Origin of the sequence: Streptomyces sp. NBC_00239, assembly GCF_036194065.1 — a bacterium.
In the GTDB taxonomy this organism is placed as follows: domain Bacteria; phylum Actinomycetota; class Actinomycetes; order Streptomycetales; family Streptomycetaceae; genus Streptomyces.
Map to the genome: position 1 here is coordinate 7,615,859 of NZ_CP108095.1, position 21,975 is coordinate 7,637,833.

The 21,975-nt window shown below is 73.6% G+C and carries 20 protein-coding genes; 7 read left to right on the forward strand and 13 right to left on the reverse strand.

What is annotated here, in order from left to right:
* Window positions 1-33 precede the first annotated feature (33 nt).
* Window positions 34-4,935, reverse strand: coding sequence for a CHAT domain-containing protein (locus OG764_RS33735; protein WP_328972124.1), 4,902 nt, complete (start codon window positions 4,933-4,935; stop codon window positions 34-36).
* 94 nt (window positions 4,936-5,029) lie between these two features.
* Here OG764_RS33735 and OG764_RS33740 point away from each other — a divergent pair, with 94 nt between their 5' ends.
* Together OG764_RS33740 and OG764_RS33745 are read left to right on the forward strand one after the other, a co-directional pair.
* Window positions 5,030-5,398, forward strand: a complete 369-nt coding sequence (locus OG764_RS33740) for a hypothetical protein (protein WP_328972125.1) — start codon at window positions 5,030-5,032, stop codon at window positions 5,396-5,398.
* Between the two features lie 38 nt (window positions 5,399-5,436).
* Window positions 5,437-6,357 (forward strand): hypothetical protein, encoded by a 921-nt coding sequence (locus OG764_RS33745; protein ID WP_328972126.1) that lies wholly within the window; start codon window positions 5,437-5,439, stop codon window positions 6,355-6,357.
* A 29-nt stretch (window positions 6,358-6,386) separates the two neighbouring features.
* Here OG764_RS33745 and OG764_RS33750 read toward each other — a convergent pair whose 3' ends face one another.
* The gene (locus OG764_RS33750) at window positions 6,387-8,684 is read right to left on the reverse strand and encodes an MMPL family transporter (protein ID WP_328972127.1); all 2,298 of its coding nucleotides are present in this window, start codon (window positions 8,682-8,684) and stop codon (window positions 6,387-6,389) included.
* Window positions 8,685-8,821: 137 nt separating this feature from the next.
* On the opposite strand from OG764_RS33750, the gene OG764_RS33755 reads away from it, so the two are divergent.
* Complete coding sequence (locus OG764_RS33755; RefSeq protein WP_328972128.1) at window positions 8,822-10,690, forward strand: glycoside hydrolase family 15 protein; 1,869 nt, start codon at window positions 8,822-8,824, stop codon at window positions 10,688-10,690.
* A 51-nt stretch (window positions 10,691-10,741) separates the two neighbouring features.
* Here the strand turns inward: OG764_RS33755 and OG764_RS33760 are convergent, their stop codons facing one another.
* From OG764_RS33760 to OG764_RS33770, 3 genes are read right to left on the reverse strand one after another with little or no spacing between them, the layout of a single operon-like run.
* Window positions 10,742-10,951 carry a DUF397 domain-containing protein gene (locus OG764_RS33760; RefSeq protein WP_328972129.1) on the reverse strand — a complete coding sequence of 70 codons (210 nt, stop codon included), beginning with the start codon at window positions 10,949-10,951 and terminating at the stop codon, window positions 10,742-10,744.
* 49 nt (window positions 10,952-11,000) lie between these two features.
* Window positions 11,001-11,213 (reverse strand): DUF397 domain-containing protein, encoded by a 213-nt coding sequence (locus OG764_RS33765; protein ID WP_328972130.1) that lies wholly within the window; start codon window positions 11,211-11,213, stop codon window positions 11,001-11,003.
* Window positions 11,210-12,172, reverse strand: a complete 963-nt coding sequence (locus OG764_RS33770; protein ID WP_328972131.1) for a helix-turn-helix domain-containing protein — start codon at window positions 12,170-12,172, stop codon at window positions 11,210-11,212. Before OG764_RS33770 ends, OG764_RS33765 begins: the two co-directional genes overlap by 4 nt.
* A 131-nt stretch (window positions 12,173-12,303) precedes the next feature.
* Here OG764_RS33770 and OG764_RS33775 point away from each other — a divergent pair, with 131 nt between their 5' ends.
* Complete coding sequence (locus tag OG764_RS33775) at window positions 12,304-12,621, forward strand: hypothetical protein (protein WP_328972132.1); 318 nt, start codon at window positions 12,304-12,306, stop codon at window positions 12,619-12,621.
* A gap of 96 nt (window positions 12,622-12,717) precedes the next feature.
* A complete protein-coding gene (locus OG764_RS33780) occupies window positions 12,718-13,083 on the forward strand; it encodes a hypothetical protein (protein ID WP_328972133.1) in 366 nt (121 codons plus the stop codon).
* A gap of 141 nt (window positions 13,084-13,224) precedes the next feature.
* Here the strand turns inward: OG764_RS33780 and OG764_RS33785 are convergent, their stop codons facing one another.
* From OG764_RS33785 to OG764_RS33815, 7 genes are all read right to left on the reverse strand, one after another.
* Window positions 13,225-13,494 carry a hypothetical protein gene (locus tag OG764_RS33785; RefSeq protein ID WP_328972134.1) on the reverse strand — a complete coding sequence of 90 codons (270 nt, stop codon included), beginning with the start codon at window positions 13,492-13,494 and terminating at the stop codon, window positions 13,225-13,227.
* A 369-nt stretch (window positions 13,495-13,863) separates the two neighbouring features.
* Entirely contained in the window at window positions 13,864-14,010 is a 147-nt protein-coding gene (locus OG764_RS33790; protein ID WP_328972135.1) for a hypothetical protein, read from the reverse strand.
* Window positions 14,011-14,200: 190 nt separating this feature from the next.
* Window positions 14,201-14,863, reverse strand: a complete 663-nt coding sequence (locus tag OG764_RS33795) for an HAD family acid phosphatase (RefSeq protein WP_328972136.1) — start codon at window positions 14,861-14,863, stop codon at window positions 14,201-14,203.
* 187 nt (window positions 14,864-15,050) lie between these two features.
* Entirely contained in the window at window positions 15,051-15,998 is a 948-nt protein-coding gene (locus OG764_RS33800) for an SCO0930 family lipoprotein (protein WP_328972137.1), read from the reverse strand.
* A gap of 196 nt (window positions 15,999-16,194) precedes the next feature.
* The gene (locus OG764_RS33805) at window positions 16,195-16,914 is read right to left on the reverse strand and encodes an anti-sigma factor family protein (RefSeq protein WP_328972138.1); all 720 of its coding nucleotides are present in this window, start codon (window positions 16,912-16,914) and stop codon (window positions 16,195-16,197) included.
* Window positions 16,911-17,486: a sigma-70 family RNA polymerase sigma factor gene (locus OG764_RS33810; RefSeq protein WP_328972139.1), complete on the reverse strand. Its 576-nt coding sequence runs from the start codon at window positions 17,484-17,486 to the stop codon at window positions 16,911-16,913. Before OG764_RS33810 ends, OG764_RS33805 begins: the two co-directional genes overlap by 4 nt.
* Window positions 17,487-17,574: 88 nt before the next feature.
* Window positions 17,575-18,567: a DUF1996 domain-containing protein gene (locus tag OG764_RS33815; protein ID WP_328972140.1), complete on the reverse strand. Its 993-nt coding sequence runs from the start codon at window positions 18,565-18,567 to the stop codon at window positions 17,575-17,577.
* Between the two features lie 163 nt (window positions 18,568-18,730).
* On the opposite strand from OG764_RS33815, the gene OG764_RS33820 reads away from it, so the two are divergent.
* On the forward strand, window positions 18,731-18,943 hold the full coding sequence (locus tag OG764_RS33820; protein WP_328972141.1) for a superinfection immunity protein: 213 nt from the start codon (window positions 18,731-18,733) through the stop codon (window positions 18,941-18,943).
* Window positions 18,944-19,010: 67 nt separating this feature from the next.
* Here the strand turns inward: OG764_RS33820 and OG764_RS33825 are convergent, their stop codons facing one another.
* Entirely contained in the window at window positions 19,011-19,850 is an 840-nt protein-coding gene (locus OG764_RS33825; RefSeq protein WP_328972142.1) for an alpha/beta fold hydrolase, read from the reverse strand.
* Window positions 19,851-20,019: 169 nt separating this feature from the next.
* Between OG764_RS33825 and OG764_RS33830 the strand changes: the two genes are divergently transcribed.
* Window positions 20,020-21,969, forward strand: coding sequence for an FAD-dependent monooxygenase (locus OG764_RS33830; protein ID WP_328972143.1), 1,950 nt, complete (start codon window positions 20,020-20,022; stop codon window positions 21,967-21,969).
* Window positions 21,970-21,975 lie beyond the last annotated feature (6 nt).

The window sequence follows — 21,975 nt, forward strand, 5'->3', positions numbered from 1 at the left end:
CGGCCGTGACCCGCCGTCGGCTCCGGCCCGCGGTCACGGCCCGGTGTGGACGTAGGCGGCCCACCACAGCGGGTCGTCGTCCTGCTCCCGCAACCGCTGCACCGCGCCGTGCAGGGCGGTCGCGGCGCGGCCCGCGTCGAGACCGCCCACCGACCCGCCCCGCGGGCCGGCTGCGCCCGTACCCGGTGTGCCCGCAGCCGCCGCCCCGGGCGCCGCCAGCCCGGCGTAGAAGTGGTCCACCGCGCGCAGCGCGCTCGCGTCGTCGACGGCCCACTGGGCGGCCACCACGTGCGTGAACCCGGCCAGTTGCAGGGCCCCGGCCAGGTGCACCGCCTCGTCGGGCAGACCGGCCGCACCCCGTGCGGTCTCGCACGCCGACAGGAACGCCAGCTCCGCGCGGTCCAGGCGCAGCCGCGCGATGTCCGCGGCCGTCAGCGGACCGGCCCGCCCGTGGTCGTGGCAGTACAGGGCGCCGCCCGCCGAATCGCCCGGGTCCTGGCTCCCGTGGCCCGCGAAGTGCAGGAACGCGTGGGCCGGCAGCGCGTCCAGCAGCGCCCGGCGCGACGCGCGGTCGCCGGCCAGCAGCGTGGTGCCCGCCACCCGGTCCGTCAGCAGCCGTGCCTCGGCCCGCGCGTGCGGCAGCGCCGGCAGCCCCGGCGCCTCGGACGCGTCCACGGCGAGCAGCCGCCCGGCCCCGGGATCCGCTCCGCCCGGGCCGTCCGGCCCGGTCTGTACGGCGAGGGCGCGCAGCGTCGTCGTGTACGAGCACGCGTACCGGTCCGGCAGGGCCTTCGGCGGGCCGTCCGGGTCCGCTGCCCCCGCCCCGTAGTGCCCGGCCGCGTGCAGCGGCAGCAGGGACAGCAGGCCGGTGGGGCACCACCACAGCCGGGACGGCCCGCCCGCCGCGACCGGGACGCCGTCCGCCGGATCGAGCACGGCGAGCACCGGGGCGGCCACCGCGTCCCACAGCCAGCCGAGCGTACGGACCAGGATCCGATGGGCCCGCCACGCGTCCGCCGGGGACCGGCCGACCACGGCCAGCGCGTCGAGCAGCGCCCCGGCCCGCTTCTCCAGCCCCCCGTCCCCCTCCAGCCGCAGGTCCGGCAGCGGTACGGTGCGCAGGCCTCGGCGGGTCACGACGAGCGCGTCACACCGGAGCTCGCTGGTGTTGACGACCACCACCGGGCCGCGTGCGGCGGCCTCCCGCAGCCGGGCCACGGAGGGCAGCCGAAGGAAGTCCTGAAGCCCGGGCAACTCCCGGGCCCGGGCCACCAGATCGTCCATCTCACGGGCCAGCTCCCGGCGCCGCTCGGCAGCGGCCCGCTGCTCCTGTACGGCGTCGGCGGGGCGGTACGCGGGCCCCGGCGCACCGGCCCCGCCACCGGCCCCGAAGCCGCCACCGCCGCCCGCCTCGAAGCCGCCGCCGGTGTCGACGGGGACGCCGACGCCGGCCGTCTGCTCGCCGCCGGTGTCCAGCAGGACCCGCACCTCCCGGATCCGGTCGGCGAGCAGGGGCGCCCGCTCGCGCAGCTCCGCCATGTCGTCCCGGACCTCCAGCGCCTGCGCCAGCAGCACCCCGCGGCTCTGCTCCAGCAGTTGGAGCGCCTCCTCGGGGCGGCCCGCGTTGAGCGCCACGGCCGCGGCGTCACCGGCCACGCCCGCGGTACGGCCGAGCGCGTCGAGCCGGTCCGCCCGGTCCAGTCCGTGCCAGGCCAGCAGCGGCAGCTCGGCGATGGCGGACCGCCAGGCGTCCAGTGCCTCGGCCCAGTCCCCGACCGCCCCGGCGGCGGTCGCCCAGGCCCGCGCGGCCCGGAACCGCACCTGGGCCGGCGCGGTCGCGGTGCCCGCGGCACGGCGGTACAGGCCGAACGCCTCTTTGAGGTTCGACCTCTTGACGGTCTGCGAGAAGCGCATGAGGAGCATGGAGGCGAGGTGCGCCGCGTGCGCCGCGTACTGCAGATCGCCGTCGGGCGTGTACCGCAGCGCCTCCCGGGCCGTCTCGACGGCCTCTTCGATGTCGGCGGACGGCTCCCGCCGCGCACGGCGGCGGAAGAACCGCCCGCCCCCGTCGCCGCCCGCCGCTCCCGCACCGGCCGCACCGGTCGCCTCGGGATCCTGGACGCCGTAGAACCGGTCGAAGAGCGCCCGGGAGAGGTTGGCCAGCGCGAAGGCCCGCACCGGGTGGTCGTGCGGGAGGAGGCGCACGGCCTCCCGCAGGAGCGCGACCGCCTCGTCGCAGTCGGCCGGCTGCCGGGTGCTCCGGTACCGGTGGAGCAGGGCCAGGGCCAGGTTCGACAGATGGGAGGGGCGGAACGGGTGCTCCGGGGAGACGCCCCCGACGGCCGTGCGGGCGGCCTCGATGGCCTCGTCGAGGTAGTCGGACCCGCCCGATCGCCGGTACCGGTCGATGAGGGCCATGCACAGATTGGTCTGGTGGAGAGAGGTGTCCGCATGCCCGGCGGGCAACTGCCGGACCGCGGCGCGGCTCGTCTCCACCGCCTCGTCCAGGTCGGCGAGTGCCCCTGACCACTCGTGGCGCCGGCGCATGGCCGCGCTCAGGTTGGCCAGCGCGACGACGAGCATGCCGGGTTCGGCGGGGGAGGCCTCGGCCACCGCCCGCCGGGCCGCGTGCACCGCGTCGTCGAGGTCGGGCCGGCTCCCCGTGCGGAGGTAGCGGGACAGGAGAGTGGTGCTCAGATTGGTCAGGTAGACGGTCCGTTCCGGGTGGTCGGCGGGCAGCGCGGCGACCGCGTTCCGGCTCAGGTCGACCGCGCGGTCCAGGTCGCCCGCCGATCCGAGCCGTTCCGCACGGATGCGGAGCAGCGCCCCCAGGTTGGACAGCTCCAGCGCGTCCCCGACGCCGCCCGTACGCCCCGCCTCCAGGCCCGCTTCCATCCGCTGGAGGGCCTCGTCCAGCAGCGCCAGGTCACCGGACTCCTGGTAGGCGGCCTGGAGGGCCCGGCCCAGGTTGAACAGCACCTGGCCGGCGTGGGGGTCGCCGTCGCCGCGCAGCGACCGGACCGCGCGCCGGTGCCAGTCCAGCGCCTCCGCGAGATCTTCCGGATCGTGCGTACGGGAAAACCTGATCATCAGCGTGCCGCCGATGTGCGACTCGTCGACGGCCCGGTCCTCCGCCCGCGGCGCCAGCCGGATGCCCTCCATCCACGCATCCACCGCCGCGTCGAGATCGGACAGCGCGCCGGTCCGGCCGAACCGGTGGGAGAGCGCCGTCCCCAGCTCCGACAGGCACGCGGTGAGGGCAGCCGGGTGGTGGCGGGCCAGGAGGGTGCGGGCTTCCCGGAGGGCCGCGACGGCCTCCTCGTTGTCGTCCGCCGAGCCCGTCCGCTGCGCCCGGGCGTCCAGTGCCTCGCCGAGCAGCGAGAGCGGGATCCCGCGGTCGGTGGCGTCGGCCGCCGTGTGACGAAGGCTCAGCCGGGCCGCATCGACGGCGGCTTGCGCGTCGGCGGTGTCGGCGGTGTGCCGGAAGCGGGTCAGCAGCACGTGGCCGAGGTCGTACGCGGACGTGGCGCTCAGGTTGCTGCTGCCGGCGCTCTCCCGTACGGACTGCCGGAGCAGCTCCACGGCCTCCTCGATGTCGGCGGGGTCGCCCAGGCGCCGGAACCTGTTCCGCAGGGCCTTGCCCAGGCCCGCGAGGAGGACGGCCCTCCGGAGCGGATGCGGGCCGGCGGCCGCCAGGGCCTTGCGGGCGGCCGCCACCGCGTCCGCATGGTCGGCCGCCGACCCGGACCGGCCGGCCCGCGTGCGGAGCACGTTGCCGAGGGTGGACTGGTAGCCGCGGCGGGCCGGGTGCCCGGGCACGGAGACCGCCACGGCCTGCGTCGCCGCCTCCACGGCGGCGTCGAGGTCCGCCGGATCGCCGAGCAGCGCGAACCGCTGGTCGAGGGCCAGCCCCAGCTGTGACAGGTAGATGGCCCGCTGCGGATCGTCCGGCGCCGCCAGCGAGACGGCGAGCCGCAGTGCCTCGACCCCGTCGTCCAGATCCCCGCGGGCGGCATCCTGCTCGTACCGGAGCAGCAGGGCCACACCGGTGTTGGCGTGGTACAGCGCCCGGGGCTCCGGCGCCACCCGTACGGCTTCCAGGCCGGCGGAGACGGCGTCGTCGAGGTCGGCCCGCGCCCTGCGCAGGCCGAAGAGGGCGCCGAGCGTGCCGGCCAGGTTGGCCAGGTACATCGACCGCTCCGGATCGTCGTCGGCGGCCGTCCCCACGGCCAGTCGGCCGATCTCGGCGGCGTCCTCCAGATCGGCGTCCGCGCCGGCCAGGAGATGGCGGGAGCGCAGCGCGTAGCCGAGGTTCGACAGCATCATCGGGCCCGAGGGATGGCCCTCCGGGAGCACGCTCAGGACCCGGGTCCACAGCCGGATCGCGTCCTCCAGGGCGTCCCCGTCGCCGTCGGCCTGCCAGCGCGCGGTCAGTTCCAGTCCGGTGGCGACCAGGGCGGCCACGGCGTGCGCGGCCGGCAGGTCGATCCCGGCCACGGTCTCCCGGATCTGTTCGGGCACCTGCTCCGGCGCGAACTGCTTGACCAGGGCGAACAGCCCCATCGTCATCTTGAGGTCCTGCTGTGCGGCCGGGGTCTCGGGGCCCAGGACCAGGCAGCGGGTGAAGTGCAGGGCGGCGACCACGTGCACGGCGGCCAGATCCACGATGTACGTCCCGGTGTCGGGCCCGTCGCGTGCTTGGAGGCGCTCCCACCAGTCCGGGAACTGCGGCCGTTCCCCTCCGTCCCACGCGTCCCAGCCTTCCGGCGGCGTCGGGGACCGCAGGACGAGCACGCGCAGCGCGTCGGCCTCCGACACGGCCTCCGGTGCCATCACCGCGTCCCGGTTCCCCTTCTCCCAGAAGGCCTCGAGGCGCTCCTCGAGGCGTGCGAACAGTCGGTCCGCCTCCCAGCCGCTGCCGTCCCCGTCCTGCATCCCCGCCTCGCCTCTCCTGCCGGTCCCGCCCGTCCGCCCCCGACCGCTCACATGGCATGATGATCCATCAATTCCGGTGTGAAGGAGTCGGATTGTGGACAGTGCCGAACTGCTGAGCGCGCTGTGCCGGGAACTGCCCAGGCTCCGCGCGGTCGCCGAGGAGACCGGCGACGGAAACGACCTGGAAGAGGCCCTGGCGGCGGCCCGCCGCGGTGAGCCGGTCGACGACCGGCTGCGCGCCCTCGGGTTGCTGCGCCTGCTGGAGTCCTGGACGGCCCGCGCCGTGCCGGCGGCCGGGGAGCAGCCCGGCCTCGTCGCGCTGCCGGGCGGCGACCGCGCCGGGCACGTGGCACTCGGCCGCTACCGCTGCCCGGCCGGCAGCTGCCGCCGAGCCGAGCAGCCGGCGCCGGGCGAGGACCTGCCGGTCTGCTCGCTGCACGGCCGGGCCCTGCGGTTCCGCTGACCGGATCGACCGGAACCGGGGGAGGGGAGGGGCGCACGATGAACACGATGCTGGCAGAAGTGGGCCGGCGCTCGATGGAGCGCTGGGTGTCCGGCATGCTCCTCCCGGGGATGCTGTTCGTCGCCGGCTGCCTGGCGGCCTGGCAGCTGGGGCACGCGCCCTGGTCGGGCCTGGGCCGGCTGACCGCCCTGCTGGATGCGGACGGGCCCGTCAACGGCCGTCGCACCTCCCCGTGGCTGCTGCTGGTCGCGGCGCTGCCCGTCCTGTCGGCCGCCGCCGGACTGGCGGCCCGGGGCGCTGCCGGGGTGCTGGCCGGGCTGTGGTTCGAGCCCTGGCCGTCCGTGCTGCGGCGGCCCGCGGCCCGGCGCACCGCCGACCGCGCCGCCCGCTGGGAGGCGGCCGACACCCGCTACCGTGAGGCGCGGGCCGAGGCGGAGGCCGGGGCGGCGGCGGGCAGCGGCCGTCCGACGGCCGCGGCCCGCGCCCGGATCGACGCGCTCGCGGCCGGGCGCAACGCCATCGCGCTGGGCCCGCCGGCCCACCCCACCTGGGCGGGTGACCGGCTGGCCGCCGTCGACGCCCGGATCTGGGCCTGGTACCGGCTCGACATCGGGTTCGCGTGGCCGCGGCTGTGGCTGATCCTGGAGGAACCCGAACAGAACACGGTCCGCGCGGCCCGCACCGAACTCGACGCGGCCGTCACCCTGGCCGGGTGGGGCGTGCTGTGCGCACTGCCCGCCCTGTGGTGCTGGCCGTTCCTGCTGCTCGGGGCGGGCTTCTTCGCGCGCGGCCGGCGCCGGACCCGGACCGCCGTGGACACCCTGGCCCATCTCACCGAAGCCGCCTTCGACTTGAGGGCCGCGACCCTGGCGCGGGAGCTCGGCTTCGACGTACCCGAGGGGCCGCTCTCCCCGGAGACCGGCGCTCAGGTCACCGCCCACCTGCGCAAGCACGCCTGACCGGCGCCCGGGATCTCACCGGTCCGGGCTCAGGCGGTCGGGGGGCCGCCGGGCCGCGCCGTCCGGGCGCGTTCCTCGGCCAGTACGCCTTCGCCCTCCGTGTCGAGGTGGGGCAGTATCCTGTCCAGCCAACGCGGCGTCCACCAGGCCGACTTGCCGAGCAGGGTCATCACCGCCGGCACCAGCAGCAGCCGTACCACCGTGGCGTCGATGAGCACGCTGGCGGCCAGTCCCAGCCCCAGCATCTTGACCACGATGTTGTCGCTGACGATGAACGCGGCGAACACGCTCACCATGATGAGGGCCGCGCACGTGATGACGCGGGCGGTGATCTCCAGTGCGTGCGCCACGCTGGCCTGCGCGTCGCCGGTGCGCAGCCACGCCTCGTGGACCCGCGACAGCAGGAAGATCTCGTAGTCCATGCTCAGCCCGAAGACGATCGCGAACATCATCATCGGGACGTAGCTCTCGATGGGGACCTTGCCGGAGACGCCGAGCGCGGGTCCGCCCCAGCCCCACTGGAAGACGGCGACGACCACGCCGTACGAGGCGGCGATCGACAGCACGTTCAGCAGGGCCGCCTTCACCGCCACCAGCAGGCCGCGGAACACCACCAGGATGACGAGGAACGCCAGCGCCACGACCACCGCGATGATCAGCGGCAGCCGGCTGGAGACGATGTCCAGGAAGTCGACCTGCGCGGCGGTGGTGCCCGTCACGTAGGTCTCGGCCTGGGTCCCGGCCACCGCCTGCGGGAGTACGTCGTCCACGAGGCGGTCGGTGAGCTGCGTGGTCCGCTCGTCCTGCGGGGAGGCCACCGAGTACGCGGTCCCGAGCAGGACGTCGCCGTCCGGGGTGGTGCGCAGCGGGGTGATGGACGCGGCGTCCGGCACGTTCGCCAGCGCCTTCTGGAGCTGGGTGGCGAGGGCCGCCCGGTCGGCGGCGGGCACCGCGCTCTGGTCGACGACCAGGGTCAGCGGTCCGTTGGCGCCCGGTCCGAACGCCGTCGAGATCAGGTCGTAGGCCCGCCGGTCCGTGAAGGACTTGGGGTCGGCGCCGTCGCCGATGTGGCCGAGCTGGATGAAGAACACCGGCAACGCCAGGATCACCAGGGTGACGACGCCGCCGACCAGGAACCACCACGGGCGCTTCTCGACCCGCTGGGCGTAGCGGTGCCAGGTGCCGTGGGCCTGCGCGCCGGGCTCGGCGTCCGTTTCCGCGACCGGTTTGCGTACGGTGTACCGGTCGATGCGGCTGCCGACCAGGCCCAGCATGGCGGGCACCAGGGTGAGGGCCGCGAGGACGGCCGTGACCACGGTGATCGCGGCCGCGAGGCCCAGTTTCCCGATGAAGCTGACCCCGGACACCCACAGGCCGGACAGCGCGATGATGACGGTGCAGCCGGACACGAGGACGGCGCGGCCGCTGGTGGTGGTGGCCAGCGCGGCGGCCTCGGCCGGATCGTGGCCGTCCATGAGGTTCTGCCGGTGCCGGGTGATCAGGAACAGCGCGTAGTCGATGCCGACACCGAGGCCGATCATCGTGGCGAGGGTCGGGGAGACCGTGGCGAAGGTGAACGCGGAGGCCAGCAGACCCAGCAGGGCCAGCCCGCAGATCGCCCCGATCAGGGCGGTGACCAGCGGCAGGACGGCGGCGATGATGCTGCCGAAGCCGATCAGGAGCACCAGGATCGCCACCGCGAAACCGATGGCCTCGCTGGTCCGGTCGTCGGCCTCGGGCCTGGCCAGTTCGCCGAGCGGGCCGCCGTACTCGACGTCGATGCCGGCGTCCCGCAGCGGCTGGACGGCCGCGTCGACACCCGGCAGGTAGTCGTCGCCGAGGGTGCTGGGCGGTACCGAGAACCGGACGGTGATGTAGGCGGTCTTGCCGTCGGTGGACAGCGGGCCGGTGTTCGGGGTGCCGGGCGGCGGCGGGGTGGGGGCGGTGCCGGTCGGCGGCAGCGGGTCCTGCGCGCTGAGCACGTCGGGCAGCTTCTGCAGGGAGGCCACCGCGGCGGAGACCGCGGCGGCGTCCTGAGTCAGCGGCGCCGAGGGGTTGTTGAGGACGATCTGGGTGCCGTAGCCGCCGGCGGCCGGATCGTGTGCCTTCAGGACGTCCAGGCCCTCCTGCGACTGCACGCCGGGGAGGGCGAAGTCGTCCGAGTACTCGCCGCCCACCGCGCGGTTGGCGATCTGCAGCCCGACCAGGGCCGCCAGCCACAGCGCGATGACGACGACGAAGTGCCTGGCGCACCAGTGCCCGAGCCGGTAGAGCGAGCCTCTGCCCGCCGCGGGCGCCGTTGCCTTGCCCAGCCTCGCAGTGTCCATGGGGTGGTCGTCTCCCGGGTTTACCCCCCTGTGCGTCCCCGTCACCCATTGAATGCCGTCGCGGCCCGGGCGGCACCTCGGGCCGGTACGGCGGCTGCCGGATCGCCGGGTGGCGGGGCCTGCCGGATAGTGGATCCATGGAGCGCTACCCGCTCATCGCCGATCACGGCCTCGTCGGTGACCTGCAGACGGCGGCTCTGGTCTCGGACGAGGGCGTGGTCGACTGGTTCGCCGCGCCGCGCTTCGACTCTCCCGGTATCTTCTCGGGCCTGCTCGACCACGACCGGGGCGGCTTCTTCCGGCTGTCCATGGCCGGTGACGACGTCACCGTCAAACAGCTCTACTATCCGGACACCGCCGTGCTGGTGACCCGGTTCATGTCCCCCGACGGGGTGGGCGAGCTGATGGACTGGATGCCGCCCGACCGCATCGGACGGCCCACCGACCGGCACACGATCATGCGGGTGGTGCGCTGTACCCGCGGCACGGTCCGCTTCACCCTCGACTGCCGGCCGCGCTTCGACTTCGGACGGTCCCGGCACACGCTCCGGATCGACGGGCGGACCGCCGAGTTCCGGGCATCCGGCATCTCCGGCTTCCTCCAGTCGAACATCCCGCTGGAGCGGGAGGGCGAGGCCGACGTCCAGGGCGCGGTCACCCTCACCCGGGGCGAGCGGGCCGGTGCCTCGTTCACGGTGGCCGGACCCGACGAACCGGCCCCGCCGCTGCCCGACGCCGGGGGCGTCGAGCGCGACCTGTGGGCCACCGTCAACTTCTGGCAGGACTGGATGGGCACCACCCGCTACCGCGGCCGCTGGCCCGACATGGTGCACCGCTCCGCCATCACCCTGAAGCTGCTGACGTACCTGCCTTCCGGCGCGCCGATCGCCGCCGCCACCCTCGGACTGCCCGAACTGCCCGGCGGCGAACGCAACTGGGACTACCGCTACACCTGGATCCGCGACGGCTCGCTGTCCGTACGGGCCCTGCTGGACCTCGGGTTCGTGGCCGAGGCCTCCGCCTTCACCAGCTGGCTCACCGACCGCGTCACCGAGCGGGCTTCCGGCCCCGCCGGCGGCACCCAGCCCCTCCAGATCATGTACCGGGTCGACGGCGACCCGTGGCTGCCGGAGGAGGTCCTGGAGCACTTCGAGGGCTACCGGGGCTCGTATCCCGTACGGGTCGGGAACGCGGCGGTGGACCAGGTCCAGCTCGACATCTACGGCGAGGCGCTGTACGCCCTCGCCCAGGGGCAGGGCCAGGACACCCAGCCCACCTACCGCGGCTGGCAGGCGATCGCCTCGATGCTGGACTGGCTCGCGCAGTCGTGGGACAACCGCGACGCGGGCATCTGGGAGACCCGGGGCGGCCCGCAGGAATTCACCTTCAGCCGGGTGATGTCGTGGGTGGCGTTCGACCGCGGGCTGCGGTTGGCCGCGGAGTTCGGGCGCCCGGCCGCCCGCGAGACCTGGCTCGAAGCCCGTGACGCGATCTTCGAGCAGGTCATGCGGCGCGGCTGGAGCGAGCGGCGCGGCGCGCTCGTCCAGCACTACGGCAGCGACGTGCTCGACGCCTCGCTGCTGCTGATCCCGCGGGTGGGGCTCCTCAACCCCACCGACCCCGCCTGGCTGAGCACCCTCGACGCCATCGACCGCGACCTCGTCGAGGACAGCCTGGTGTTCCGCTACGACCCGAAGGCCTCGCCGGACGGGCTGCGCGGCGCGGAGGGCACCTTCAGCCTGTGCACCTTCCTGCACGTGGACGCGCTGGCCCGGGCCGGCCGCGTGCGCCAGGCCCGTTTCTCCTTCGAGAAGATGCTCACCTACGCCAACCACGTCGGCCTGTTCGCCGAGGAGATCGGCCCCAGCGGCGAACAACTCGGCAACTTCCCGCAGGCGTTCACCCACCTCTCCCTGATCATGGCCGCCACCACGCTGGACGAGGCACTCGACGCCTTCCACCACCACGCGCGCACTGGTCCGGGCTACCCGGAGCACAGCACATGAAAGCGCCCGCCTCCCGATCACGGAAGCGGGCGCCCTGCCCTGGCTGGGGGCTTAGAACCGGCCACCCTTGAGGGCGTCAACGAACACGCCCCACGAGGCGTCGGTGAAGGAAACGGCAGGTCCGGTGGGAACCTTCGAGTCGCGGACGGGCGTCACGCCGAACAGCTGGCCGGCAGCCACCTCGACGCAGTTGTTGCCACCGTCGCTGTAGCTGCTTTTGCCCCAGGTGAGCCCGGCTCGGTCCGCGTTGGAAATCTTCATCTGAGTTCCTTCAGAGATCACGGAAGCGGGCGCCCGGAATTGCTGAGGCTTAGAGCTGGCCGCCCTTGACGGCGTCGAGGAAGATGCCCCACTCGGGCTCACTCAAAACCAGCGCCGGTCCCGTCGGGGCCTTCGAGTCGCGCACCGGGACCGCGCCGGGGATCTGGCCGGCCGCCACCTCGACGCAGTCGTTGGTAGCGCCGCTGTAGCTGCTCTTCGTCCACGCGAGACCGGATGCGGCAGCGTTCGAGATCTTGCTCATTTGAGTGTCTCCATGATGTCTGCGATGAGGTCGGCAGACTTGTCCAGTGGCAGAGCCGCGGCCCTCAAGTGCTCAAAGGCCGCGCCGTACACCGACACGTCTGCGGCACTCTCAACGTACAGCGCGCTCGCCAGGTGTTCGACGAGGACTACGTCCAGGTCCGCGCTCTCCGGGAATCCGAGTACGGTGAACGGCCCTGACAGGCCCGGGTGTGGAGACTCGGCGATCGGGATGATCTGTATCGAGACGTGGGGCGTCTCTGCCTGATCCAGCAAATGCTGAAGCTGCACCCGCATGACGCGGGGGTCAACCTTGGCGCGTAGTGCGGTCTCGTGGATGATCGCCCACAGCTTCAGAGGCTTTGGGCGAGTGAGCACCGACTGACGGGCAATCCGAACCTGGACGAGGGCGTCAACCTCTTCGGCGGTGGACGTCGGATTGATGCCCGACACCACTGCCCGGGCGTAGGTGGCTGTCTGCAGCAGCCCGGGGATGAGGAGAGTCTGATAGGAGCGCAGACTCTCTGCGTCAGCCTCCAGGCTGATCAGCTCCGCGTAGGCCGGCGAGATGATGTCTTGGTACGTCTGCCACCAACCGCGGCGTGCACCGTCTCTGGCAAGGGCCACGAAGACGTCCCGGCGCTCTGAGTCGCCGACGCCATAGACGTCGATAAGGGTCCCGACAGCGTCCGGCTTGATCTTGAGTTGTGCCCGCTCTACGCGGGACAGCCTCGACCCGTCCCATCCGTGCCCGGAGTACCCACCAGCCGCCCTCCGTTCCGGATGCTGTCGGTCCAGCTCTGCTGACAGCAATTCCGCAGCCTCATCCTGCGTCAGGCCCTTGGCCTCCCGTAGCCGACGCAACTCTGCACCGAGACGACGCTGACGAACGGAAGGTGCCATTGCCTCCCCCTCTCCGCTTGACGGTATGTGACTGCCCGTCGACGCATCGTGCCACATGCCGCTACCAGGCAGGAGAAATATGCAAGTTTTCAAAACTCCGCCCGGCAGGTTGCAAACCATATCCCGCACTGCCAGGCTGAGTTTACGAGCACGGCGCGTAACCGCGCCGTTGCAGACAGGGGTGATCCATGTCGAATGAAGTGCACGGCCGGGCGGACGCGACGGCAGCCCTCAACGCCCGTCCGCAGATACCGGCCTGTGACGTCTGTTGCGTGCTGAAGCGTGACTGGGAGCGGCTTTCGGACCGTCAGTCCCCGGAATTCGACTGGGACAAGGCGCTCCAGGCGGGAATCGAGCTGCACAACTGCTGTGCTTCCGGGCACCGTCAGGACTTCGACGGCGACGAAGGCCGCTGGCCCGAGCACGCGGCCGGGATAGCGGCCTACATCTCCCTCGTGTTCGCCGACGTACGTCCGTACGACCCCACCAGACCGGCCGTCGACTGATCATCGGCGTGCCCGGGGGGCGGCAGGGCCGCGCGCGCCTTGAGGTCGGCTACGTGCGGCTCTGCCCGCTCCCCTCCGTCACGGCAAGGAGCTGACATGCGGTACGAATGCGCCGCCCGCACCGACGTTGGCGCGCTGGCGCTCCAGGCGCTGGATCCGCCGGGCGAGATGCAGGGCCTCCTGGAGGAGATCGAGCGGTGGCCGGAGTGCCCCCTCGTCGAGGGGCACGGCGGACATCACTTCGGCCTGGTGAGGTGGCTTGAGCACCGTGAGGCAGGCCTGTGGACATCGTGGCGCGACGGTGTGCGACCGACGGCCCTTCTGGCGCTCGAAGACTGTTCGGTCTGGGAGGGCGAAGACGTGTGCAGCGGTTTCCGCGGCCACGCCGGAGAGCACACGTGGGCGCTCCGCGCGAGGGACTCGGCCGAGGAAGCCGTAGCGGCGTCGCGGCCCGCAGGGTGACGGCGTGCAGCCGGGCCCGGGAGTTGGACTCCCGGGCCCGGCGATGGTTCGGGCACACGGCCGCCGAGGGGTGTCCGGCCGCTACGCGGTGGGGTGGAGGGCCACTACGGAGCGGGGCGGACGACCGCTGCGGTCAGGAGGTCAGGACGTGTACAGGTACCACTTGTGGTTCTCCTGCTTGCAGGAGTAGTGGTGCCAGTGCCCCTGGGACTGCCCCTTCTTGCCGGCGCTCTGGCAGGACTGCTTGCTGGGGTACGGTCCGTGCTTGCCGGTGGGCGCCAGCTGCTCCGCCGAGACGGCGGAGGTGCTCTGCTGCGGAGCCGCGGACGCGGCGCCGGCCGGAACGGCGATCAGCAGGCCGGCGGTGACCAGAGTGGCAACCGGAACGATTCGGGTGATGAGTGCACGCATGAGGTGTTCCTCGTCTTCCTGTGGACCGGGCCCCGGTGCGGGGCTCGTGACCACAAACGTAGGAACTCCCGTGTCCCGGGCACATGGGGCGGCCGGCCCAACCCGGCCCCGGCCGGATTCCCGGCCCGCTGTTGGGCCGACCGGGCGAAGCGCACGCCCCACCGGGCGAGCCCACCGCGGCCGTCCGCCGACACGGCTCGGCGCCGGGGGCCCGTAAGAAGCAAGCCCTCGACGCCGTCGCCCCGCCCCTTTCCCCGCCCGCGCTCCACCCCGCGGCCCCGCCCGTACCCGCACCCCGCCCGTACCCCCGGGTCCGCACACAGACCGGCCCGCCTGCCGTGTCACGTCACGGCAGGCGGGCTGCGGTCCTCACGTTCCGTCCGTCCCGTCGGCGCGGTCTCCGCGCCGCTCCCCGGCCCGGACGGCGGCCGGCGGGCCGCCCTTCGGCCCGGTGGCCTGCTGCTTCTCGAGGAGGTGCTCGTACACCTCGAAGTCGACGGACTGCCAGCGACCCATGTCTCCATGGCTGGCCCTGAACTGGGCCGGAGTCGGACTTGCCACTGTTCTCACCTCGGATGCTCACTCGCCGGCCGCACGCCCTGCGCCGCCGGAACGGCTCTGCGATCCACCATGCCGGTCCGGGCTGCTCGGCCGCATGGGGAGAACCACCCGCTTTTGCCCCGAGGTGTCCGGTCCGGGTGCCCGGTCAGGACAGCTTGCCGTCGTAGTCCGGGAGCTTGAAGGTGCGCTCGGCGTGCCCGCCGACCAGGTCGGTGTCGTTGTTGCCGATATTGGCGATGATCTTGTAGCCGGCGGCCTCGATCTCGGCGCGCTTGGCCGTCTTGTACGTGCTGACCTCGGTGAACAGGTCGGGCAGGTTGCGTACGTACAGCCCGGACACCGGGTAGCCGACGGACTTGAGGTTGCGCTCGGTGAGGGAGTAGATGATCCCCGGCCGGGCGGTCACGAAGAAGATGGCCACGCCGTGCTGGTTGGCGTACCGGGTGAGGTCGCGGACCTCGGAGATCGCCGGCGTCGGGGACGTCCAGAACCAGTGGAAGTCGGTCTCCAGCGAGGAGTTGTCGATGTCGAGGACGATCGCCTGCTTCTCGCCGGCGGGCGCCTGCGCGATCCGCTGCTGGACGTACGGCAGGGCCGGGGCCATCACCTGGGCGACGTCGCGCTTCCAGGCGGCGTAGTCGATGCCGAGGAGGGCGGCGTTGCCGCCGGGCGCCGAGGCGGTGACGGCGGCCGGGGCGAGTGCGGGGGCGGCCTGGGCGGGGGCCGCGGGGGCCAGCATCAGGACGGCGGCGGCCGCGGCCGTGCCGGTGGCGGTGCCGAGGGTGCGGAGACGGGTGCTGCTGCGCATGTGGGGGCGCTCCTCGCGACGGGGAGTGTTTGGCATGTACGCGCTCAGAATTGGCCAGATCGCATGCCATGTCTACTGGTCGGTAGTAAACTTTTTCCGGCCACCGGGTAAACGCTCGTCGCCGCCGCGCCGGCCGTCCCCGCCGGGCGGGCCCGCAGGCCCGCCCCGAGGGGATGCGGTGCGCCGCCTACTTCGCGAGCTTGCCCTGGGCCGTGACCGCGAACCACGTGCCGCCGACGCCCTGACCGCTGGTGTCGCCGGGCGTCTTGTCACCGGTGAACCAGTACAGCGGCCAGCAGTCGATCGTCACCTGGACCGTGCCGTCGGGGCGCTTGAACGGAATGACCTTCTTCGGGTCGATGCCCTCGACGTTCCGCACGTCGACCATCTTGGCGGGCTTCCACGTGTCCAGGCAGGCGCCCGTGCAGTTCGACTTCATCGGCCACGCGGTGTCCTTCGTGAACCGGTACAGCGTGCGGCCCTTGGCGTCGCGGACGATCTCGCCGAGCTTGTCGTCGCGCACCACCGACAGCGCGGGCAGCTGCTCGGCAGGCTCGGCGGCCGCCTGTCCGGCCTTCTTGCCCTCCGGTGTGACGGCGAACCAGGTCCCGCCCACGCCCTGGCCATTGGTCTGGCCCGGCGCGGTGTCCTTCGCGAAGCGGTACACCGGCCAGCCCGCGACCGTCAGCTGCTCCGTGCCGTCGGCCCGCTTCAGCGAACCGAGCCGGGCGGCGTCGATGCCGGTTCCTGCCCCGGCGCCCGCCGGAACCGGCGGCCAGGCCTTCGCGCAGTCGCCCGCGCACGCCGACGTGGACGGGGACGCCGTGTCCTTGTCGAAGCGGTAGAGGGTGAAACCGGCGGAGTCGTTCACCACGGCGCCCAGCTTCGCGTCCTGGCGGACGGCCACCGGCCCGCCCTTCGCGGCGGCGGCCGCGTCCCCGGAACCGGAGCCGGAGTCCGATCCGTAGCCGTCACCCGATCCGTAGCCGTCGCCCGCGTCCTTCTGGGCCGCGGCGGGGGCCTGCGCTCCGGCGGCGGTCTTCGCGCTCCCGCTCTCCTGCGTACCGCACGCGGCAGCACCCAGCACGAGGGCGGCGGTTGCGCCGGCAACAGAGATCTTGCGCCAGTTCGTCATGTCAACTCCCGTAATCCTGCGGTTCGTCGTGCTCTGTCTGTCTGACACTGGAGACACGGCGCCCCCCGGGAGGGAGTTCAACGGATCGCGAAACTTTTTTCCGCGGACCACCGGGGCGGCCGGTTCGGGGCGGTTCAGGGCGAATCGAACTGCCACCGACCGCCACCGACCGCCCCGCAACCGCCCCGGGAGCGGCTCAGACCGGCACCGACACGAAGGTGCGGCCGGACTCGTTCTCGACGACGACCTCCTTGACGTCGTCCGGCGCGACCGCGGCGGAGCCGTCCAGGGACGCCCCCTTGCCCTCGCCGTGCGCGGCGCCGCCGACCACCCAGCCGCCGGCCGTGGTGCGCGTACCGTCCCGCGACACGACCACCAGCCGGCACCGCTCGCCGGCCGGCACTCCGGTGACCGCGGCGTGCACCCGTACCCACCGGGCGGCGGGCGTCACGCGGACCGTCATCCGCACCCCGCTGCCCCGGTCCGTCGCCGACGCCACCCTCGTGCCCGGCGGGGGAGTCGGGGCGGGCGCGGTGACCGTCGGCGCCGGCGGCCGGACCGCCACCGTCGTGGTACCGCCGCCCGCCTGGGTGCCCAGCCAGAACACCGCCGCCAGCGACGCGGCCGCAGCCAGTCCGGCGACCGCCCATGACCGCCGCCGACCGGCCTCGCGTTCGGCGCGGGCCTGCCGCAGCGTGCGCTGGAGCAGCAGGTCGCCGCCCGGCGGCGGGCCCTCCAGGAACGCCTCCTCCGGGACCTCCCCGAGCGCCGCCTCCATCTCCCGCAGCTCCGCCAGTTCCCGGCCGCACCGGTCGCAGTCCGCGAGGTGCTGTTCCAGCCGCCGGATGTCGGGTTCGTCGAGTACGCCGAGGACGTACGGGCCGAGGAGTTCGTCTTCGTGCTGCTGCCGGGTCATGCCGCCACCTCCTGGAGTCCGGCGGGCCTGTTTCCCGTACCGGGGCCGTCGTCGTTCGTGAACGCCTCGCGCAATGCCTTGAGGGCGTAATGGGAGCGGGACTTGACCGTCCCCGCCGGGACGCCGAGGGCGTCGGCCGCCTCGGCGACGCTGCGCTGGTGGAAGTAGAGCTGCACCAGCACGTCCCGGTGGTCCGGCGACAGCCGGTCGAGCGCGCCCAGCACGGCCATGCTGTCCACGACGCCGTCCGCGTGGTCGGGTTCGGTGGGCGGCGACGACGGGGATCCGGCGACCTCCGCGGGCCGCGCGGCCTTCGCCCGGTACCGGTCGGTGACGATGTTGCGGGTCACCGTCAGCAGCCAGCCGCGCACCGAACCCTTCCCGTTGACCATCACCTCCGGGTGCTTCCAGGCCCGGATCAGGGTTTCCTGTACGACGTCCTCCGCGGCGGCCCGGTCCCCGGTCAGCTTGGTCGCGTAGGCCAGCAGCGCATGGCCGTGTTCCTCGTACAGGGACCTGATCAGTACCTCGTCGCCCGTGTTCCGCCGGGCGCGGGACCACAGTCCTGCCATCTCGCCCTCTCCGTCCGTTGATTGGCTCCGTGTCCCACACGAGCGCCGCGGCCGGCCGGTTCAACGGATCGGCGAGCGGTTCCGAAGATCAGCAGGCACGTCCGCGATTGAGGCAGTCCACGACGCGCGCCATCTGCCCGTCCGTCATCACGTTGACGAACATGGCGTGGTCGGTGCGCGGGCTGTGCCGCTGCTCCGGGAACGAGTCCAGCGCGACCGGCGCCCCGTACGGTACGTCGTACGCGAGGCGCAGCGTCAGCCGGGGCACGGCGAAGAAGCCGCCCGGGCAGACGCCGGCCGCGTCGGGGAACGACAGGTGCGCGCGGTGCCCGGGGCTCTGCGTGTCCAGCCCGTTCCAACAGCTGGGGAAGACGAGGGTGCGGGTGAGCCGGTCGCCCGCCGGGCAGCGCGGATAGCCGGTCGTCGCCCGGCCGGGGAAGCCCGCGCAGCCCCAGCGGGCCCGAACATCCGTGTCGTCGCCCTGGGTGTGGGCGACCGCGTTGCCCGTCATGGCCCGCAGGAACCGGGGCATCGCGACGACCTTGCCGACCGGGTTGCCGTCGAAGCGGAGCGAGACGGCGGCCGGCCGCAGGACCTCCCCGGAGTTGCCGTGTCCGGCGGCCCGCTCGAAGGCCGCGCGGGCGGGCCGGTCGGGGCGGCGCAGGACCGGCCAGTAGTAGGTCGAGCGGTCGCCGCCGACGCAGGTGGTGTCCGCGGCGGCCAGGCTCGCGTCCGTCGAGCCGGCGTCCGTGGACAGGTTCCCGACGTACGCGTGCGTGTGGTGGGCGCCGTGCCGCAGGCCGGGGGAGACGACGAGGTTGTCCTGGTTGTAGTGGCCTTCCTCGTTGCGGCCGCAGTCGAGGTCGACGGTCCCGGTGGAGGCGTCCGGTCCGGTACGGTCCGGCCCGGGCGGCTCGTCCGGCAGGCTCCGGACGTCGACGAGCTCCCCGGCGGCGGCGTCCGCCGGATCCGGCGTTGCCGAACGGGCGGCTCCGAGCAGGGCGGATGCCAGGAGACCGCCGAGCGCCGCGCACACGAGGAAGAGCAGCAGCGGGGTGCGCCCCCGGTCACGTCGGGCCATGCCCGTACGGTGTCCCGCCGTCCGGGCGCGAGTCAACCGCGCTTCTCACATCCCGGTCGTGCGCGCGGGTTCCGGCGTCGCGCCGCCGGAACCCGCGCGTCCGGGCGCCCCACCGGCGGCGGCTATGCTGGCCGCCATTCGGATCATCACAACGGGGGACTTCATGCTGGGAACGCTCTTGGCCGGCGTCATCACAGCGGTGGTCTGGGTGCTCGGCGTCCTGCTCTTCCTGCTGCCGACGCTGATCGCCTTCAACCGGCAGACGCCCTACCGCTGGTGGGTCCTCTTCATCAACCTGGTCTTCGGCGCCTCGTTCATCGGGTGGATCGTGGCACTGGTCCTGGCACGCCGGCACCCCAGGACCGCCACGGCGTGAGCCCCGGCCGCGGGGAGAGCGCGACCGCCCGGACGGGGCCCCGGCCGGACGGCCCCGGCCGGGCGGCTCAGGCCAGGAACGCCGCGGTGGCCGCCACGAACCCCTCCGCGTCGTCCCGCCACGGGAAGTGCCCGGCGCCTTGCAGCACGACGTGCTCGGCGTGCGGGAACAGCCCGGCGAACTCGGCCGTCGAGGACGGCGGCGAATTCACGTCGAACTCCCCACCCACCACCAGTACCGGCGACGCGAAACGTCCGAGCGCCGCACGCGTGGCGGCCGGGTCGTAGGCACCCTCGGCGCCGCAGGCGGCCGCGGCCTCGTTGTTGCGCCGCTCGTCGTTGGCAGCCTGGAACCGCTGCGCCGCCTCGTCCCACCGGCCGTGGAAGAACGGCGCGATCGCCGCCGCACTGTCCGCGCCGCCCCGCCCGGCCACGAGCTCCTCCAGCGCCGCGTACGCCGCCGGGAACCACGGCTCGTCCCGCCGCAGCCGCGCCGTCGCCTGCCGGCCCTCGCCGGTGACCGCGATGCCCGCGGCCGCCGCGCTCGGCGTGATCAGCGCGAGCCGGCCGACGCGCTCCGGATGGCGGGCCGCGTACAGCACCGCCAGGTTGGTGCCCGCGGAGTGCGCCAGCACGTCGATCCGGTCGAGACCGAGATGCGTCCGCAGCGCCTCCACGTCGTCCACGAGCCGGTCGCAGCGGTACGAGGCGGTGTCCGCGGGCACCTCCGAGCGTCCGGTACCCCGGGGATCCAGCATGATCAACTGCCGGTGCGCGGTCAGCCCCCCGAGCTGTCCGAGGTACCGGGAGTCCTGCATGGGCCCGCCGGGCAGGCAGATCACCGGAGAGCCGTCTCCGAACACGCTGTAGCCAAGCTTGGTCCCGTCGTACGAAGTGAAGACAGTCATGGGCGCGACCTTGCCGGAGCCGGCCGTGCCGGGCAAACGGATTACCGTCCGGCCGCCCGGCTGATCAGCGGGTCGGCCGCGCCCGCCGCGCGCGGTGGCCGGGACGCCCCGCACGGGCGACGATGGGGGAGGTTCGGCTCGTTCGGGGGTCCACACCCGGGAGACGGCAGTGACGCACAGCGACGCAACGGACGTACTCGTCGTGGGCGCCGGCCCGGTCGGCCTGACCGCGGCGGTGGAGCTGCGGCGCCGCGGTGTCGCCTGCCGCCTCGTGGACCGCCTCCCGGCCAGGCTGCCGTACGCCAAGGCCGTCGGCATCCAGCCGCGCACGCTGGAGATATGGGACCGGATGGGCCTGGTGCGGGCCGCACTCGACGCGGCCGTCCCGATGCGCGGCCAGCTGTCGTACGTCAACGGCGTGGAGCAGCCCCGCATCGACCTCGTCCTGCCGCCCGAGGTGCCGTACGGCTTCGCCGCGCTCCCGCAGTACGAGACCGAGCGGATCCTCGAAGAGCACCTCGCCCGCTACGGCACCCGCATCGAACGCGGCACCGCACTCGTGTCGTTCGCGCAGGACGCCGACGGAGTGACCGGCCGGCTGGTCACGGCTTCCGGCGCGGAGGAAGAGGTCCGCACCCGCTACCTGGTGGGCTGCGACGGCGCGCACAGCGCGGTCCGCAAGGGACTCGGGCTCAGCTTCGAGGGCGGCGCGTTCCCGGAGGAGTACATGCTCGCCGACGTGGAGGTGGGCTGGGACCTGCCGTACGGATACGGGGTGCGGGCCACGCACCACGGCGCCGACGGAGCGGTCGACGACCTGCTGGTGTGCATCCCGCTGCCGGGCCGAGGCCGGTACCGCATGTCGATGCTGGTACCGCCCGGGCTGTCGGCGGCGGGGAAGGGGGAGGCGGGGAAGGGGGAGGCGGGGAAGGGGGAGGCGGGGAAGGGGGAGGCGGGGCCGGGCGGGGCCGCCGCCCGTCGGGGCGGGGTCGCGGATGCCGGCGGGGTCGCGGGTCCGGGCGGAGGCACGGGTCCGGGCGGGGCCGGGGACGGTGTCGCCCACGGGCTGGGGGGCGGGCCGGAGCCGGCGCTCGCCGACATCCAGGCGGTCCTGGACCGGCTCGCCCCGCAACCCGTCACCGCGTCCGCCATGCGCTGGTCCTCGGTGTTCCGGATCAGCCACCGGCTGGTGAACCGGTACGGCGACGGGCGGGTCTTCGTCGCCGGGGATGCCGCGCACATCCATCCGCCGACGGGCGCGCAGGGCATGAACACCGGCATCCAGGACGCCTACAACCTGGCCTGGAAGCTCGCCCTCGCGGTCGAGGGCGCGGCCCATCCGCAGCTGCTGCCGAGCTACGGCGCCGAACGCCTGCCGGTCGGCGAAGAGGTCGTCGGCCGGACGGTGCGGCACGCGGTCGACGGCATGGACGCGGACCCGCTGGACAAGCGGACCCTGCTGCTGCGCGAGGCCCAACTCCTCGTCGGCTACCGCGGCAGCCCGATCGTGGACGGGCCGGCGTCGGGGGCGGGCGAGGCGGGGGCGGCGGAACCGCGGCCGCAGGAGGCGGGGTCGGCCGACGGTCTCGGGAGGGCGGCCGGGCGCGGCCCCGCCGGCCCGCGGCCGGGCGACCGGGCCCCCGACTGCGGCGGCCTCACCGATGCCGTCGCCGCTTACCCGCTGCGACTGTACGACCTGCTGCGGGACCGCACCGGGCACGTCCTGCTGCTGTACCGGGACGGACCGGAAGGCGCGGCCCCGGGCGAGCCGGTTGACGAACTCACCCTGATGGCGCTGGAGTTGATCCGGGGCAGCCGGGTGGAGGCCTTCGTCGTGGCGGCCGCGGGGTCGACCTCGGGCAAGGTGTCGACCTCGGGCAAGGTGTCGACCTCGGGCAACGCGCCGACCCCGGGCGCGGCGTCGACCGCGGGCGAGCCGCCTGCCGCGTGGTCGCCGCTGCCCGTGTACCGCGACGGCCGGGGCGAGTTCGCGCGGGCCTACGGGACGGACGGCCCGACCGTGTTCGTGGTGCGACCGGACGGCTACCTCGGCGCCCGCCTCGGCCCGTCTTCGGCCCGTGAACTGGCCGCCCATCTCTCGGGTGTTCTGCGGATGTGAGGACTC

Bases quoted from the DNA above. Each gene is read 5' to 3' on its own strand.
- OG764_RS33735 (WP_328972124.1), bottom strand. From the start codon at position 4,935: ATGCAGGACGGGGACGGCAGCGGCTGGGAGGCGGACCGACTGTTCGCA.
- OG764_RS33745 (WP_328972126.1), top strand. From the start codon at position 5,437: ATGAACACGATGCTGGCAGAAGTGGGCCGGCGCTCGATGGAGCGCTGG.
- OG764_RS33750 (WP_328972127.1), bottom strand. From the start codon at position 8,684: ATGGACACTGCGAGGCTGGGCAAGGCAACGGCGCCCGCGGCGGGCAGA.
- OG764_RS33755 (WP_328972128.1), top strand. From the start codon at position 8,822: ATGGAGCGCTACCCGCTCATCGCCGATCACGGCCTCGTCGGTGACCTG.
- OG764_RS33760 (WP_328972129.1), bottom strand. From the start codon at position 10,951: ATGAAGATTTCCAACGCGGACCGAGCCGGGCTCACCTGGGGCAAAAGC.
- OG764_RS33765 (WP_328972130.1), bottom strand. From the start codon at position 11,213: ATGAGCAAGATCTCGAACGCTGCCGCATCCGGTCTCGCGTGGACGAAG.
- OG764_RS33770 (WP_328972131.1), bottom strand. From the start codon at position 12,172: ATGTGGCACGATGCGTCGACGGGCAGTCACATACCGTCAAGCGGAGAG.
- OG764_RS33775 (WP_328972132.1), top strand. From the start codon at position 12,304: ATGTCGAATGAAGTGCACGGCCGGGCGGACGCGACGGCAGCCCTCAAC.
- OG764_RS33780 (WP_328972133.1), top strand. From the start codon at position 12,718: ATGCGGTACGAATGCGCCGCCCGCACCGACGTTGGCGCGCTGGCGCTC.
- OG764_RS33785 (WP_328972134.1), bottom strand. From the start codon at position 13,494: ATGCGTGCACTCATCACCCGAATCGTTCCGGTTGCCACTCTGGTCACC.
- OG764_RS33790 (WP_328972135.1), bottom strand. From the start codon at position 14,010: ATGGGTCGCTGGCAGTCCGTCGACTTCGAGGTGTACGAGCACCTCCTC.
- OG764_RS33795 (WP_328972136.1), bottom strand. From the start codon at position 14,863: ATGCGCAGCAGCACCCGTCTCCGCACCCTCGGCACCGCCACCGGCACG.
- OG764_RS33800 (WP_328972137.1), bottom strand. From the start codon at position 15,998: ATGACGAACTGGCGCAAGATCTCTGTTGCCGGCGCAACCGCCGCCCTC.
- OG764_RS33805 (WP_328972138.1), bottom strand. From the start codon at position 16,914: ATGACCCGGCAGCAGCACGAAGACGAACTCCTCGGCCCGTACGTCCTC.
- OG764_RS33810 (WP_328972139.1), bottom strand. From the start codon at position 17,486: ATGGCAGGACTGTGGTCCCGCGCCCGGCGGAACACGGGCGACGAGGTA.
- OG764_RS33815 (WP_328972140.1), bottom strand. From the start codon at position 18,567: ATGGCCCGACGTGACCGGGGGCGCACCCCGCTGCTGCTCTTCCTCGTG.
- OG764_RS33820 (WP_328972141.1), top strand. From the start codon at position 18,731: ATGCTGGGAACGCTCTTGGCCGGCGTCATCACAGCGGTGGTCTGGGTG.
- OG764_RS33825 (WP_328972142.1), bottom strand. From the start codon at position 19,850: ATGACTGTCTTCACTTCGTACGACGGGACCAAGCTTGGCTACAGCGTG.